The sequence below is a fragment of the Nitrosococcus halophilus Nc 4 genome (assembly GCF_000024725.1).
GTDB lineage: Bacteria > Pseudomonadota > Gammaproteobacteria > Nitrosococcales > Nitrosococcaceae > Nitrosococcus > Nitrosococcus halophilus.
Genome location: NC_013960.1, coordinates 2,804,536 through 2,819,373 on the forward strand (window position 1 = coordinate 2,804,536; position 14,838 = coordinate 2,819,373).

The 14,838-nt window shown below is 53.7% G+C and carries 15 protein-coding genes; 5 read left to right on the forward strand and 10 right to left on the reverse strand.

Annotation, left to right across the window (positions count from 1 at the left end; all coding sequences use genetic code 11):
• Positions 1 to 8: 8 nt before the first annotated feature.
• Genes NHAL_RS13305 through metG form a run of 7 tightly spaced genes read right to left on the reverse strand, consistent with a single transcriptional unit; the run spans position 9 to position 7,212 of the window.
• Positions 9 to 716 carry an electron transport complex subunit E gene (locus NHAL_RS13305; protein WP_013033670.1) on the reverse strand — a complete coding sequence of 236 codons (708 nt, stop codon included), beginning with the start codon at positions 714 to 716 and terminating at the stop codon, positions 9 to 11.
• Positions 700 to 1,326 carry an electron transport complex subunit RsxG gene (gene rsxG, locus NHAL_RS13310; RefSeq protein ID WP_013033671.1) on the reverse strand — a complete coding sequence of 209 codons (627 nt, stop codon included), beginning with the start codon at positions 1,324 to 1,326 and terminating at the stop codon, positions 700 to 702. Before rsxG ends, NHAL_RS13305 begins: the two co-directional genes overlap by 17 nt.
• Positions 1,327 to 1,340: 14 nt before the next feature.
• Positions 1,341 to 2,378 (reverse strand): electron transport complex subunit RsxD, encoded by a 1,038-nt coding sequence (rsxD, locus tag NHAL_RS13315; protein ID WP_013033672.1) that lies wholly within the window; start codon positions 2,376 to 2,378, stop codon positions 1,341 to 1,343.
• 34 nt (positions 2,379 to 2,412) lie between these two features.
• A complete protein-coding gene (gene rsxC / locus NHAL_RS13320; RefSeq protein ID WP_013033673.1) occupies positions 2,413 to 3,960 on the reverse strand; it encodes an electron transport complex subunit RsxC in 1,548 nt (515 codons plus the stop codon).
• Complete coding sequence (rsxB, locus tag NHAL_RS13325) at positions 3,957 to 4,586, reverse strand: electron transport complex subunit RsxB (RefSeq protein WP_013033674.1); 630 nt, start codon at positions 4,584 to 4,586, stop codon at positions 3,957 to 3,959. Before rsxB ends, rsxC begins: the two co-directional genes overlap by 4 nt.
• Positions 4,587 to 4,590: 4 nt before the next feature.
• Positions 4,591 to 5,172 (reverse strand): electron transport complex subunit RsxA, encoded by a 582-nt coding sequence (gene rsxA / locus NHAL_RS13330; RefSeq protein WP_013033675.1) that lies wholly within the window; start codon positions 5,170 to 5,172, stop codon positions 4,591 to 4,593.
• A gap of 15 nt (positions 5,173 to 5,187) precedes the next feature.
• On the reverse strand, positions 5,188 to 7,212 hold the full coding sequence (gene metG, locus NHAL_RS13335; RefSeq protein WP_013033676.1) for a methionine--tRNA ligase: 2,025 nt from the start codon (positions 7,210 to 7,212) through the stop codon (positions 5,188 to 5,190).
• A gap of 188 nt (positions 7,213 to 7,400) precedes the next feature.
• Between metG and apbC the strand changes: the two genes are divergently transcribed.
• From apbC to NHAL_RS22010, 5 genes are all read left to right on the forward strand, one after another.
• Positions 7,401 to 8,486 carry an iron-sulfur cluster carrier protein ApbC gene (gene apbC, locus NHAL_RS13340; RefSeq protein ID WP_013033677.1) on the forward strand — a complete coding sequence of 362 codons (1,086 nt, stop codon included), beginning with the start codon at positions 7,401 to 7,403 and terminating at the stop codon, positions 8,484 to 8,486.
• A gap of 86 nt (positions 8,487 to 8,572) precedes the next feature.
• On the forward strand, positions 8,573 to 8,932 hold the full coding sequence (locus tag NHAL_RS13345; protein WP_013033678.1) for a DsrE family protein: 360 nt from the start codon (positions 8,573 to 8,575) through the stop codon (positions 8,930 to 8,932).
• Positions 8,933 to 9,050: 118 nt separating this feature from the next.
• Positions 9,051 to 9,446 carry an IS200/IS605 family transposase gene (gene tnpA, locus NHAL_RS20575; protein WP_157862538.1) on the forward strand — a complete coding sequence of 132 codons (396 nt, stop codon included), beginning with the start codon at positions 9,051 to 9,053 and terminating at the stop codon, positions 9,444 to 9,446.
• Complete coding sequence (locus tag NHAL_RS20580) at positions 9,447 to 10,568, forward strand: RNA-guided endonuclease InsQ/TnpB family protein (RefSeq protein WP_013033679.1); 1,122 nt, start codon at positions 9,447 to 9,449, stop codon at positions 10,566 to 10,568.
• Between the two features lie 268 nt (positions 10,569 to 10,836).
• Positions 10,837 to 11,259, forward strand: a complete 423-nt coding sequence (locus NHAL_RS22010) for a hypothetical protein (protein ID WP_013033680.1) — start codon at positions 10,837 to 10,839, stop codon at positions 11,257 to 11,259.
• On the opposite strand, the gene NHAL_RS13360 is transcribed toward NHAL_RS22010, so the two are convergent.
• Genes NHAL_RS13360 through NHAL_RS13370 form a run of 3 tightly spaced genes read right to left on the reverse strand, consistent with a single transcriptional unit; the run spans position 11,246 to position 14,406 of the window.
• Positions 11,246 to 11,992: a DUF748 domain-containing protein gene (locus tag NHAL_RS13360; protein WP_013033681.1), complete on the reverse strand. Its 747-nt coding sequence runs from the start codon at positions 11,990 to 11,992 to the stop codon at positions 11,246 to 11,248. The two genes, NHAL_RS22010 and NHAL_RS13360, sit on opposite strands and share 14 nt — an antisense overlap.
• 36 nt (positions 11,993 to 12,028) lie before the next feature.
• Complete coding sequence (locus NHAL_RS13365) at positions 12,029 to 13,933, reverse strand: CBS domain-containing protein (protein WP_013033682.1); 1,905 nt, start codon at positions 13,931 to 13,933, stop codon at positions 12,029 to 12,031.
• Between the two features lie 14 nt (positions 13,934 to 13,947).
• Positions 13,948 to 14,406, reverse strand: a complete 459-nt coding sequence (locus NHAL_RS13370) for a DUF1499 domain-containing protein (RefSeq protein ID WP_013033683.1) — start codon at positions 14,404 to 14,406, stop codon at positions 13,948 to 13,950.
• Between the last annotated feature and the right edge of the window lie 432 nt (positions 14,407 to 14,838).

The window sequence follows — 14,838 nt, forward strand, 5'->3', positions numbered from 1 at the left end:
ATGGTTTTTTAAATGCGCTCGGGCAAGATACCTGCAGGTTGGGCGGCGCGGCTTTTTCGGGTTGCAGCCCGTTGTGCAAGCCGGTGGTCGATGGCATTTTTCAGGGCGATCAAAAGCCCGAGGCCAATAAAAGCACCCGGTGGCAGCACGGCCATGAGAAAGCCCCGATAGTCTTCCATGAGGGTCAATTTCAAATCGCGGGCGGCTTCACCGAACATGAGATGGGCCTGGTCCAGCAAGGTTCCCTGGCCTAGGGCTTCCCGCAAGCCACCCAAAAGCACCAGCACCAGGGTAAAGCCCAGGCCCATCATGAGGCCATCGGCAAAAGCCCGACCCACCTTTTGCCGAGAGGCGAAGGCTTCGGCGCGGCCAATGATGGCGCAATTGGTGACGATCAGCGGAATAAAAATACCCAGAACTTTATATAAATCATAGAAATAGGCATTCATCAACAATTCGATGGTGGTCACGATGGAGGCGATGATCAGCACGAACACCGGCAGGCGCACTTCCGTGGGGACCCAATGACGAATAAGGGCCACCAGGCTGTTGGAGGCCACCAAGGTCAGCAGAGTGGCCAGCCCCAGACCCAGGCCGTTGATTACCGTTCCGGTGACCGCCAGTAGGGGACAGAGTCCCAGTAACTGCACCAACGCGACATTATTGTTCCATAGTCCTTCTTGGCTGATTTGACCATAGCTAACGGGGGCTGCCATGGAAGCGTTCCTCCTCTTGGGCAAAGAGTTTATCTCGGTGATTCTCGAAATACTTCAGGGTGTTGCGGACTGCTTTGACGATGGCCCGGGGAGTGATGGTGGCCCCGGTGAACTGATCGAAGGCGCCACCGTCTCGCTTGACTTGCCACTTCGATTCAGGGGGATTGCCGAGGGAGCGGTTCCTAAAACCCAAGATCCACTCAGACTTTCCTTCCTCGATCTCATCCCCCAGCCCAGGGGTTTCCTTATGGGAGAGGACCCTTACCCCCGCCAGGCTGCCGTCGTAGTGGATTCCCACCAGCAGCTTAATCGCCCCATTATAACCCTCCGGTGCCACGGGTGTGAGGATCACCGCCACCGGTTGACTATCCCGACGGGCTCGGTAAGCCAGTATGGGCTTCTCCGTTCCCAGCAGGGGGTCGCTCACTTGGAACGTGTCTTCTAGAATAGGGTTATTGTAGGCCGTACTAGGCAGGACTGCTGCAATGGCCTGCCGTAAGGCCGCCCGTTCATTGGCCGCAATCTGCTCCCGGGTCAGGGCTTCGGTGATAGCCACGATGCCGGTCCCCGCTACCGCAAAGAGGCCGAGCAGCAAGCCGACTCGGAGCATTGGGCGATTCCCTATCACGGGCGCCGGTTTTGGCCAAAGACCCGCGGCGGGGTGTAATAATCAATGAGGGGAACCGCCATATTCATGAGCAGGACGGCAAAGGCCACCCCATCCGGGTAACCTCCCCAAGTGCGAATGATATAGGTCAGACAACCGATGCCGGCCCCATAAAGCAAACGGCCCCGGGGGGTGGCCGCGGCAGTGACCGGATCGGTGGCAATGAAAAAGACCCCCAGCAGGGTGCCGCCACTGACAAGGTGGAACAGGGCAGAAGGGTGGGTGGCAGGTTCCAGCCATTGGAAGAGCAGGGCCAGGGTCAGCAAGCTACCCACCATGGCAAAGGGAATATGCCAGCTAATTACCCGCTTATAGAGGAGCCATAGGCCCCCCAGGAGAAACCCCATATTGATCCACTCCCAACCCTTGCCTCCCAGCATGCCAAACAGGGGGTGGGTGCGGATTTCCGCCATGGGTTGACCGAGCCCCAATTGAGTTTTGGTGTAGTCCAGGGGGGTTGCCCCTGAGAGGGCATCGATTGTTGTTCCTTGAGCAGGGGTACCGGTGAATACCCAGGTTAGACTCTCTTTCAGACTTAAAGGTTGGGCAGCTAACTCCTGTACGGGTAGCCAGGTGGTCATTTCCTTGGGAAAGGAAATCAGCAATAGTACATAGCCGACCATGGCGGGATTGAAGGGGTTGTAGCCCAGGCCCCCATAGAGATGCTTGGCAAAGATAAGGGCAAACGCAGTGCCGATGACGGGCACCCACCAGGGACTCAGGGGGGGGAGGCAAAGAGCGAGCAGAACGGCCGTCACCACCGCGCTGCCATCGGTCAAAAAGGGGGTGAGGGGTTGCTGCCGGGCTACCAACATGAGCGTTTCGGTAGCCAAAGCAGCGGTGACGGCAAGGGCGATATTGATGAGGACTCCGTAACCGAAATATCCCACATAGAGGGCGATGGCCGGCACCAGGGCATAAATCACTTGGAACATGAGCTGGGAAATGCCTTTTCCCTGATGTAGGTGGGGCGAGCTGAAAAATTGAAACGGCATGGGTGAATGTTGGTATTCTGGGATATCAGTGGCCCTATTGAGAGGGCGGCGTTTCGTCCACAGCCTTGTTCTGGGCGGTCCGTTTGGCCCGGGCCCGTTCTACTGCGGCTTGAATGGCCGCCTGCTTGTCCGTCTTGCTGGCCGAGGGGGCCACAGCGGCTTTTTTGGCTTGCTGCCGGGCTGCCCTTTCTTGTTGTTCCCGTTCCCGCCGTTGGCGCCTAAATTCATGCCGCTGGCGGGCCAAATCCGCTTTCTCCCGCTCCTGTTCTTGGGCCCAGATTTCACTTTTGGCGTAACGATAATAATGAACTAAGGGAATGTGGCTAGGGCAAACATAGTCACAACAACCACATTCAATACAATCAAAAAGATGGTAATCCTGTAGTTTATCCAATTCTTTGGCCCGAGCATGCCAGTAGAGCTGTTGGGGCAGGAGCTGCACTGGGCAAACCTCCCCACAAGCGCCACAACGAATGCAGGGCATCACCGGGGGCTGCCGGACTCTTTCCTGAAGGCCCGCTAGCAGGCAGTTGGTGGTTTTGATAACCGGCGCTGCGTCATGGTGGAGGGTGAAGCCCATCATGGGGCCCCCCATGATCAGGCGGTCGATGCGGTCAATATCTGTATCACACTGGGTTAACAGATGGCGGATGGGGGTTCCCAACAGGACTTCCAGGTTGCGGGGGCGAGCCACGGCGCTGCCGGTGACAGTCACGATTCGGGAGATTAGGGGTTCCCCTACATTTATGGCTCGATGGACGGCGACCGCAGTGCCCACATTGTGACAGACAACCCCGACATCAATGGGGAGACCGTTGCTTGGGACCTCCTGGCCGGTTAAGACCTTAATGAGCTGTTTCTCGCCTCCCGTAGGGTAGCGGGTTGGAATTGATACCACTTCGATTCCCTCAGTCGCTGCGGCCGCCAAAGCGCGGTAGGCTTCAGACTTGTTGTCTTCAATGCCGATGAGGCAATGATGGACGTGGAGGGCATGGCCCATGATTCTAATCCCTTGGATGATCTCCTCGGCCCGCTCCCGCATGAGCAGATCATCGCAGGTAATATAGGGTTCACACTCAGCGCCGTTGAGAATCAGGGTCTCAACCCGGGGTTCGGGACCGGGATTGAGTTTGATAAAGGTGGGGAAACCCGCTCCCCCTAGTCCCACGATCCCCGCTTGGCGGATCAAGTTGCGCAGCTGGCTAGGATCGAGTTGCTGATAATTTTCCACCCGCTGGCGTTCGCTCCAGGCGTCCTCGCCATCGGTCTCGATGACGATGCAAGGGGCGTTCAGACCAGAAGGGTGGGGAATCGGCAGGTTGTCAATGGCCACCACTTGGCCGGAACTTGAGGCATGCACGGGGGCACTGAGGTAGCCCTGGGCGGTGGCAATGACTTGGCCCTTAAGCACCCGCTCACCGAGGTTAACCACTGGCTCCGCCGGCTCGCCAATGTGCTGTTGCAAAGGCAACACCAGTTGTTTTGGCAGCGCTGCTGGGGCAATCGGCGCTTGGGTAGAGGGGCTTTTGTGGTCGGGTAGTTTCAGGCCGCCAGGGAATGACCAAAGCCGACGTTTTTTCATGAAGCCTCTTCTCCCTGAAAGTCGCTAACTTCAGGCAAAAGAGGTTTATTCGCCTTTGCCTTTTGCTGTTGGAGGGCAATGGGTAACGGCGGTTCTATGACTTCCGGGAATGGCCACTTCCAGCTGCCTAGATCAGGGGTGAGGGGAACCATCTCAATACAGTCCACTGGGCAGGGGGCGACGCACAGCTCACAGCCCGTGCATTCAGCCGCGATCACGGTATGGAGTTGCTTGGCCGCACCCAGGATGGCATCCACCGGGCAAGCCTGGATACAGAGGGTGCAGCCGATGCAGCGATTTTCATCAATTACCGCCAGCGCCTTGGGTTTTTCTTCCTGCTCCGAGTCCAGGGGTTTGGGATCGCGCCCTAGTAAATCCGCTAGGGCGATGATGGTCGCCTCTCCTCCTGGAGGACAACGGTTGATATCCGCTTCCTCAGCAGCAATGGCTTGAGCATAGGGGCGACAGCCGGGATAGCTGCACTGACCGCATTGGGTCTGGGGCAGGAGGGCGTCGATCTGATCCACTACCGGATCGCCATCTACTTTAAAGCGCAGGTTGGCATACCCTAAAAGGAGGCCAAATAGTGCCGCCAGCGCGGACAACGCCAAAATTGCAACTAGCATAGGATTATCCTTTGACCAATCCGGAAAAGCCCATAAAGGCCATGGACATCAGCCCGGCGGTAATCAGCCCAATGGCTGGTCCCTGAAAAGGGCGGGGCACTTCCGCTGCCGCAATTCGTTCCCGCAGGGCCGCAAATAAGACCAATACCAGGGAAAAGCCCAGGGCAGCCCCAAAGCCGTAGAGGGCCGAGGGTAAGAATCCCTGTTGGTGCTGGATGTTCAGCAAAGCCACTCCCAGCACTGCGCAGTTGGTGGTAATCAGAGGGAGAAAAATCCCTAATACTTGATATAAGAGCGGGCTGGTTTTATGGACCACCATTTCCGTAAACTGTACGACAAAGGCGATGGTCAGGATAAAGGCGATGGTACGCAGATATTCAATCCCTAAGGGCGCCAATAGATATTGGTTGAGCAAATAGCTGCATACCGAAGAGAGGGTGAGCACGAAAGTCGTGGCTAGCCCCATCCCTATTGCGGTTTCCAGTTTCCGGGAGACGCCCATAAAGGGGCAGAGACCTAAAAATTTCACCAGCACAAAATTATTGACCAGCACTGTGCTGACTAGAATCAGAGCATACTCGGTCATGGGAAGGCTTTGAGGCTATTTGACCCGCATTCCGGGTTGTGCGCCTTCATCCGGATTGAGCAGATAAATTTCTTTACCCCCCGGGCCGGCTGCTAGGACCATGCCTTCGGAGATCCCAAAGCGCATTTTTCGCGGAGCCAAATTGGCCACCATGATTGTGAGACGGCCGACCAAGTTTTCCGGTGCGTAAGCGGCCTTGATCCCGGCAAAGACCTGGCGAGTTTCACCCCCCAAATCCAGCTCTAGGCGTAGGAGTTTATCGGCTCCTTCCACCTGTTCTGCCTTGAGGATTCGGGCCACCCGCAAATCAAGTTTGGCAAAATCCTCAAACTGAATGATTTCAGCAATGGGATTCTCAGCCAAGGGGCCATTTGCTTGAGCAGGGTTTGCCTTCTTTTCCAGATGTTCTTTGGAGTCCTCGATCATGGCCTCTATCCTGGTTTTTTCCACACGGGTCATCAGGGGTTGAAAACGGTTAAGGGTATGGTTGAGCAAGGGCGTACCGGCATCGGACCAAACCAGTGGGCGGCAATTGAGAAACTCTTCGGCTTTTTCCGCCATCATCGGCAAGACCGGTTTGAGGTAGACCATTAACTGTCGGAAGAGGTTGAGGCCGAGGGTGCAAACCTCTTGGACTTCCTGTTCTCGCCCCGGCTCTTTGATGGCCACCCAGGGCTGACGGTCGTCAATATAGCGGTTGGCCTGGTCGGCAAGCGCCATGATTTCTCGCATGGCGTGGCCAAATTCCCGATTTTCGTAGTATTGGGCCAAGCGGTCAGCGGCTGCTGCAAACTCCTGAAATAGCGCTTCCTTGGTTAAGTGGTTTGCAAGGCGGCTGTGAAAGTGTTTATTAATAAAGCCCGCGCAACGACTGGCAATATTCACCACCTTACCGACCAGATCGGCATTGACCCGAGCGGTGAAATCTTCGAAATTAAGGTCTAAATCCTCAATCCCGCTGCCTAGTTTGGCGGCAAAGTAATAACGCAGGTACTCTGGGTTCAAATGGTTGAGATAAGTGTGCGCCTTGATAAAGGTTCCCCGGGATTTAGACATTTTCTGGCCATTGACCGTCAAAAAGCCATGGGCAAAGATGGCCGTGGGCAAGCGAAAGTCAGCTCCATGAAGCATGGCGGGCCAGAACAGAGCATGGAAATAGAGGATATCCTTGCCAATGAAATGGTAAAGCTCGGTGGTACTGTCCGGGGCCATAAAGGCGTCAAAATCAAGCCCATTGCGGTCGCACAGGTACTTGAAGCTGGCCAGATAGCCGATCGGCGCATCGAGCCAAACATAGAAATATTTGTCGGTGGCATCAGGGATCGGGAAGCCAAAGTAGGGGGCATCGCGGGAGATATCCCAGTCCTGCAGTCCGGCCTCAAACCATTCATTTAACTTGTTGGCCATTTCATGCTGAAGGTGGCCCCCCTGGGTCCAGGCCTTCAGCAAAGGTTCGAAGTCTTTAAGCTTGAAGAAATAATGCTCCGATTCCCGCTCTACGGGGGGCGTTCCCGAGAGCACCGAGATAGCATCTTTCAATTCAGTGGGGGTATAGGTCGCCCCGCAGGCCTCACAACTATCGCCGTATTGATCGGGAGCCCCGCAGCGGGGACAGGTGCCGCGAATAAACCGATCCGGCAGAAACATCCCCTTGATGGGATCATAGGCCTGTCGAACGGTGCGGGTGGTGATATGTCCCTTGTCCCGGTTACGAAGATAAATCGTTTCCGAGAGGGCGCGGTTTTCTGGCGAATGGGTACTGTAGTAGTTATCGAAGCTGACGGCAAAGTCGGCAAAGTCGGCACGATGTTCCCGGCCGCATTGTTCAATCAAGGCTTCGGGAGTGATTCCCTCTTGTTGGGCCCGCAGCATAATAGGCGTGCCATGAGCATCATCAGCGCAGACGTAATAACATTCATGGCTACGTATTCGTTGGAAACGCACCCAGATGTCAGTTTGGATGTACTCCACTAAGTGGCCAAGGTGGAGTGGGCCGTTGGCGTAAGGAAGGGCACTGGTAACGAGTATCCTGCGCGGCATAAATAAATTCTAAAATGGGGGGTTAAAAAACTTTATAAGGTACCAGTTTTGCTAAGTCTACGCTATCACCCTGTGGATATGACGTCCAAGGAGTACTATAGTAAAATACTCAAGAATTAATCCATCCCTATCCATTTTGTCAATCAGGGATCGGCTATAAAAGCTAAAAGTGCTTTGGAGAATATATTATGGTCACTCAAGCCCAGGTCGAAGAGACCCTAAAGAGCTACCACGACCCCTACCTGGAACAGGACCTGGTCTCTGCGAAAGCAGTGGATTCCATTGCTATTGAGGGTGATAGGATCGATTTGAAGATTAAGCTCGGATTTCCCGCCAAGGGTTATATTCCGGAACTGGTGGCGGCTATTCAAAAAGCAACGGCTTCTTTAGACGGTGTGACCCATACCCAGGTGGACGTCAGTTGGGAAGTGGCTGCCCATAAAGTCCAACAGGGAGTGAAGCCCTATCCGACCATCAAGAATGTGATTGCGGTGGCTTCTGGCAAGGGAGGGGTGGGCAAATCCACGACGGCCGTCAATTTGGCTTTGGCCTTGGCGGCGGAAGGTGCCTCGGTGGGGGTGTTAGATGCCGATATTTATGGCCCCAGCCAGCCCCGGATGCTGGGTGTTCAGCGCCGCCCCGAATCCCGGGATGGCAAGTCTATTGAGCCCTTGATGAACTATGGGATTCAGGCCATGTCCATCGGGTTTCTCATCGACGAGGAAGAACCCATGATTTGGCGGGGTCCCATGGTGACTTCAGCCCTGCAACAGATGCTGCAGGACACTAACTGGCGGGATTTGGACTATTTGGTGGTGGACTTGCCGCCAGGGACGGGGGATACCCAACTTACTTTGGCTCAGCGGGTGCCTGTCAGCGGTGCGGTGATTGTCACTACGCCCCAAGATATCGCACTTTTGGATGCCCGTAAGGGCCTCAAGATGTTTGAGAAGGTCAATGTGCCCGTGTTGGGAATCGTGGAAAACATGAGCATCCATATCTGTAGCCAGTGTGGGCATGAAGAGCCCATCTTCGGTGAAGGGGGGGGAGAGCGTATGGCAGCCCAGTACGGGGTCACTCTTTTGGGACAGCTCCCCCTGGATAAGCGTATCCGTGAAGACGCCGACAATGGCCATCCCAGCGTCGTCACCGATCCGGAGGGACGTATCGCTCAGATCTATCGGGATATTGCTCGCCGAGTCGCGGCTAAGCTCTCGTTGCAAGGTAAAGACTATAGCACCAAGTTCCCAAATATTGTGGTGGAAAATAGTTAATAGGTCATGGTCTCTTGCTTTTTCGGGTCCCGCCTTCTAGATAGTCATTATTATAAGCTGGCGCAGTTAACTTTAGGAGAATAGTAGTGGCGACATTTATTATCTCTGGTAGCCGAGGTACCGATGACCCGACGATGGCCACTTTGCCGTTTATGGCCGCTAAGGTGGCAAAGGAAGAAGGTCATGAGGTAATTCTCTGGTTATGGAATGAAGCGGTTACCTTGGCTCGAAAAGGGACGGCCGATCATATCACCGGGGTAAATCTAACCCCGCTTAAGGAATTGCTCGTGACGATTCAATCTCTGGATGTTCCGATTTGGGTCTGCGGTGCTTGTGCAGTAGCCCGTCAGATTGCCGAAGAGGACCTAGTCAAAGGCGCCACGATTAAAGGGATGCCAGATTACATTAAGGCAGTCGCCGAACGGGATCGCAGCGTTGTGTTTTGAGACCGTCAACTTCCATAAATTACACCGCGCGGGGAGTGCCGACTTTAGGTGGCAGAGGAAGCGCGGCCCTCCGTTTGGTTGTTGCTAGTATATGTCTGCCGGGCGTATAATTAATGGCATGTCTCGTTACGCCAAGAATTCTGGGGCGGTTTTCGCTCTCAAATATCACTTGGTCTGGTGCCCCAAATACCGTCGCAGCGTGTTGGTTGATGGCGTCGCTAAACGTCTTGATCAGTTGATACGCGAAGTCGCAAACGAATTTGAAATGACAGTGCATGCGATGGAGATCATGCCGGACCACGTACACCTGTTCGTCGAATCCGACCCTCGCTGGTGCGTTGCCGAGATAGTCAATCGCTTTAAAGGTCGAAGCAGTCGTATCTTGCGTTCCGAATTTCCAGTTTTGCGTAGCCGTTTGCCGACCCTCTGGAGTCGCAGTTACTACGCTGGCACGGTGGGCCACGTATCCGAAGAGAGCGTTCGCCGCTACATTGAAAACCAAACGGGAAAGTAGTTGATTAAAGCATTCAAATACCGACTGTATCCGAACACCGCCCAGGTGCGTGAGCTTGAGATCATGCTTGAAACGCACCGACGCCTGTATAACGAGTGTCTTGCTCAACGAAAAGAGCGCTACGAAACAGCTCAAGAAAGCGTGAAGTACACGCAGCAATCGGCTTGGTTTAAATCCGCCCGCGGCGCGAACGACTGGTACGCTAGGCTCAATTTCTCCTCTGCCCAGGCAACGATGCGGCGCCTCGACAAGGCGTTTCAGGCATTTTTTCGGCGCATTAAGACAGGCGATAAACCCGGTTATCCGCGCTTCAAGGCGCGTGGTCGCTTCGATAGCTGGACATACCCGGCGCACGGCGACGGCGCGCGGTTGCTCGATGGCAAACTGCGCCTTCAGCACATTGGCGTGGTTAGGGTACGCCAACATCGCCCTGCGCAAGGCACGATCAAAACCGTACAGATCAAGATTGAAGCCGGAAAGTGGTTCGTCATCGCCAGTTGCGAAATCGGTGATGCGCCACCGCCTCGGACTGAAGATACGGCTGTCGGTATTGATGTTGGATTGGAGCATTTCCTGTCCACCGATCAAGGCGAGCAGGTCGATAATCCGCGCTACCAAAAAGAAGCATTGCGCCGGCTGCGCGTTGTTGGGCGCGCTGTTTCGCGTAAGAAAAAAGGCAGCCGAAACCGAGGTAAAGCGGTTTCCAAGCTGCGCTCGATACACGCCCGAGTGTCCAACAAAAGACGGGACCACCACCACAAGGTGGCCCGCGATTTCGTGAGTCGATACGCTTTCATCGCGGCGGAAAGCCTGACCGTAAAAAACATGGTCAGGAACCGCCGATTGAGTCGGTCGATTTCGGATGCTGGCTGGAGCCAGTTTCTGAACATACTCCGTGCCAAGGCTGAAAGCGCCGGGTCGGTGTTTGTCGAAGTTCCTCCGCAAGGCACATCGCAAGCGTGCTCCGGCTGCGGAGCAGTCGTGCGAAAGGCGCTCTCCGTGCGCCAGCACAGATGCCCCGAATGCGGTTTGTCTCTGCAAAGAGATGTCAACGCGGCCAGAAATATCTTGGCGCGTGGCCAGGCTCGGATGGAGCCTGTGTGGCTTAACGTGGCGCATTAGCGCGAGCGTGCCGCAAGAAGCCGTCTGCTTTTGCTGACGGTTCATCACTGATTATAGAAGCTTTCTTTACTACCTTTATTATAAAAGGGGGTAGGCCCTGGAATTAGGGACCCAGCCAAGTGGGTATCTGTTATCCTGTTTAATTACAGAAGTGGCTACAAGCTAATCCCTTATAATCCTTGCTGCCCGCAGTCCTGAAGCTAGCGGTTAAATAAACGCCTAAGGTGCCCTGCTCGTTGACAGGCCCAAAGGGAAGGGGGGACTTAAGATGTTACGCAGGCGCATTTTGTATGCAGTACTCCTCCTCTGTATACCTCTTTCAGGGCTCATTTTATCCTGCGGGGTTGATTTTGAGAGTGGTCGCTCGGAATATACCATTCGTTACAGCCGCATTGGCCCCCTTGCCAAGTTTAATATTCCCTCTTCTGCAAGAGCTTATGGTAGCGATGGTTATTTGCTTGCTGAAGCTAAAGCGGTGGACGAAATGGAGATTTCAGAAGAGGGAATACCCAGCCAAATTGTGCTCTTAGAAACCCAGTATGCAGGCGGTCGTGCAGGCAAGAAGGTGGTTTACGAGGGAAAATTAATCTTTGATGCCCAAACCGGTCAACTACTCAGGGAACAACCCCTGCAAGGGAAGAAACGATTCGAGAATGTTTTTTCCGATTGGCCATTTATCACCCAGCCCTAGTTTTACTTTTTTGACCTGTTATTTTCCCAATTTCCTTAAAAGCATTGCTTAGATATTCTTCTGTTTTTGCCCGGAGTCCAGAAGCTGCTGAATCGATTGGGTTGATAATCACTGCCATGACCTTTTCCGCCATTTCTCTGGGGGAGAGACCACCGGCTTTATCACCAATGTCTCTTAATTCAAACTGTGGCAATTTCCCCCCCAATTGAGGTCCTTTTAGGCCAGTAATCCTTGCCTGAATTTGGCCATCTTCCACGATTAACCGTCGAATCACTAATTTGATCTCTTTTTTACCGGTTTGTTTCAATTTTGGTGGGGTAAACTGACTCCTGGTCACGATATTTTTTCTCAAGACGCTAATATTGGATTTACCAGGCGGATTAATTTCAAAAAGTACTTGTGGTGAGTGGATAACAACCTCGCTCAGGATGATGGGATTTTGAGTGAGGGTGGCGGTGTCAATTTTGATACTGATGGTATCTAAGGTAATGGCGTTAGCACCAGAAAATCCCGGCGGATTGCTAATGGTGAAATGGGATATGGAACCTCCGCCGGCAGTAGGCGCAATTTTAACCCTAGAGACTTGTATCTTGGTTTGGGTAACCTGGGAACCATATCTTTCAATGGCGGCTTTTATAAGTCCATTAAGGGAAAACCAGGCATAAATTAGCACGATTGCCACAATAACAATAAAAATTAGGGTACCAATCAGAAGCATTTCGCCCATTTCCATAATATTTTCCCGGCGTAATTTTTCGGTATAGAATGGTCAGGAGATAGTAGTGAGTAACTGATATGCTGCGCGGACTAGATCCTGCTCGGTGACGATCCCTAACAATTGAGTACGATTCACGACCAATAGAGAACCGGTATCGGAGGCAAGCATAAGTTGCATTGCTTCTAGGATGGGCATATCAGGAGGGATAGTAATCGGTTCTGGATTCATCATTTCAGCCACAGGAATGGGGCGGGGGGAGTCCTGTGTAGACAGGATATCATGGGCATGTAATAGCTCGTGAATGGTGAGAAGTCCAACCAATTTACCCTTTTCCGTTTCCACCGGGATATGCCGCACATGCTTCCAGTCCATGATGCGACTCGCAAGATCAATGACATCATCAGGGCGAACGGTAAAAAGGTTTTGAACCATGATATCGCTAACCGTGTGGGGAAGGCGGGCCGCTTCAGTCCGGCCTGCCACTACTAAAGGCGCCCATCGATGCACCGGCACGCCCTGTTGCTGATAGTGGAGCATTGCCAAAACGGCATGGTGCAATAGGGTTGTTGGGTCTTGATGAGGGTTCTGTGCCAGCCCATTCAGCAACCAACGGGCCCCTGTCTGGCCTTTGCGAACGCGGGCATTAAGCGTGCCTAAGTATCTTTCAAGATCCTCAGAAGGCACGCCCACCTGAGTAAGCCCCCGTCGGGCTTTGGGGATAAGTTCCTCCAACAGCAAGCTGCGCGCCCGGATGACCCGGCCGTCAAGCCAGGTCAAGCGGGCATCAAGACCTTGTTGGGCGGCCGCCAAGAAGTTTGCTCTCGCTTCATGGAAGGGTAATCGGGAGGTAAAGTCCTGGTATTCCTCCGCGAGCCCTAGCATTAGTCCATAGAAAAGGGCGGCGTTGGCCACTTCATCCAAGAGAGTGGGGCCTGCCGGCAATACCCGGTTTTCAATGCGCAGATGGGGTTTGCCTTCAAGGATTCCATAGCAGGGCCGGTTCCAACGCCAGACTGTGCCGCTGTGAAGGGTCAAGGCGGATAATTTAGGGATGATTCCCTGTTCGAGCAACTTAAGGGGATTAGGGTCTGGTTTGCGGGTCATGATAATAGGATACCGGGCGGCGTTATCTTGGAAGATTTCCAGGATCGACTCTTGGACCCAGGCGCTTCCAAAGCTGATCCGGGAGGGCATCCCGCGAGTGAGTTGCGGGCCGCTTCGGGTATCCAAGGCCCGTTCGAAAAGGGCTATTCGGGTTTCCTGCCAAAGCCGGTGGCCAAAGAGTACTGGCGAGTTAACCGCAGCCGCAAGCAAGGGAGCGCTGATAAGCTGTGCTAGATTGTAGCAGTAGGCTGCGTTTTCAGGTTCCACTTGCCAATGCAGTTGCAAACTGATGTTCGCCCCTTCTAAGGCCACACTGTCATGGGTTCCCTCGTACTGGTCCGGTCCATCAATGAACACGGGTACCGGTTGTGGATGGGTCTGAAAAACTGAATCATCGATCCGTTGGTAGCGGGCGTCGGGAGTAAGCATGTCTGGCCCGATATCTTCATGGCGCAAGGTCGGTAGTATCCCCGTGAGTAGGATCTGGGTATTGACAGTGGCGGCCGCTTCCTCGGCTTTATGGAGGCCTGCCGTTAATTCTTCCTCGAGCTGGTGCAGGAACCCTCCGCTGAGGGGCTGGGGATCTAGGTTGAATTCCAAATTAAAGCGGGCCAATTCCGTCTTAAAGCGGGGATCGGAAAGATGGGTGAGTAATTCGGCCGCAGTGGGCGCGGCATGAGTTTCCCCATCAATGAGAAACATTTCCTGCTCCGCCCCGATGCGGGTGATGCCCCCTTCGAACAGATGGCCCTCAACCATGACTTCAAGGGCGCGAAGATCACTCAGGATGGCCTGCATGAAGGCGCGTAATTGCTGCTTGCTGGCGTTTTTGTGAACCTCGTGCTCTCCCATGGCCTTAACCTGGGCTATTGTGATTCTACAGCTGACTGTAGGACTTCCCGGATGCGGAGTTTGTGGCGTATTTCCTCAATTCGACTTCGATTAACCCCAAAATCGTAGTATCCCAGACGGGCGGCTGAACGAACAGCGATAATCCGTTGCTGGGGGCGCAGCTGAAACTCCAGGTCATCGACAAAACGGAAAATGCGGCTTCTGGCTTCTGTGTGCAGATAATGGCTAGAAACTGAAATAATCCTTGTCCGGGGTAATGAGCTGATCACTTCTTTCAGTGCCTCCCATCCTTGGTGGGGTTCAACTTTGAGTCGATAGGGCTCGATGTAATGTTTTTCATCGTGTGAATCGCTGCACACACAATTGGGGTTGCTCGGGCAGGGGGACAATTTATTATTGTGGATGCCTAGCATTTCAGATCGCTCCAGGGTACAGGACATAAGTAAGAATGCGGCCAGAAGTATATTCATCATAGCTATTAGCTGCCGGCCGTTGGGCTGATTCTTAAGTTTGGACGAGGATGGCAGTGAAGGTCTATTCATGGCCGAAAAAAACTTGGATAATTAACTTAAATTCTATATCACGCCGGTTCAACCCCAAAGGGTAAGCACCATCGACTTTGGAGCCTCACATGGATATTAGGCGACCCGCCAGCGAGGTCGCGAAGTGAAACGGTGGGTCGAGCGCGAGGGTCACATGAGTTGCGTTTTACCATGAATTGGCGCTATGATTTTTTTGCTCTCGGAGCCTAGGGTGGGGAGCACCCGAAGTGAAAGCGCGAGGAGCGGTAAAGACCCCAAGACCAAGGTCACCCCTTCGTCGAGGACCGCGAGGAACCGCGAATTCTCCAGATTGATGAAATTTTGTAGGAACAAAATTGAAATCAGTCATGGCGAAACTCCAAT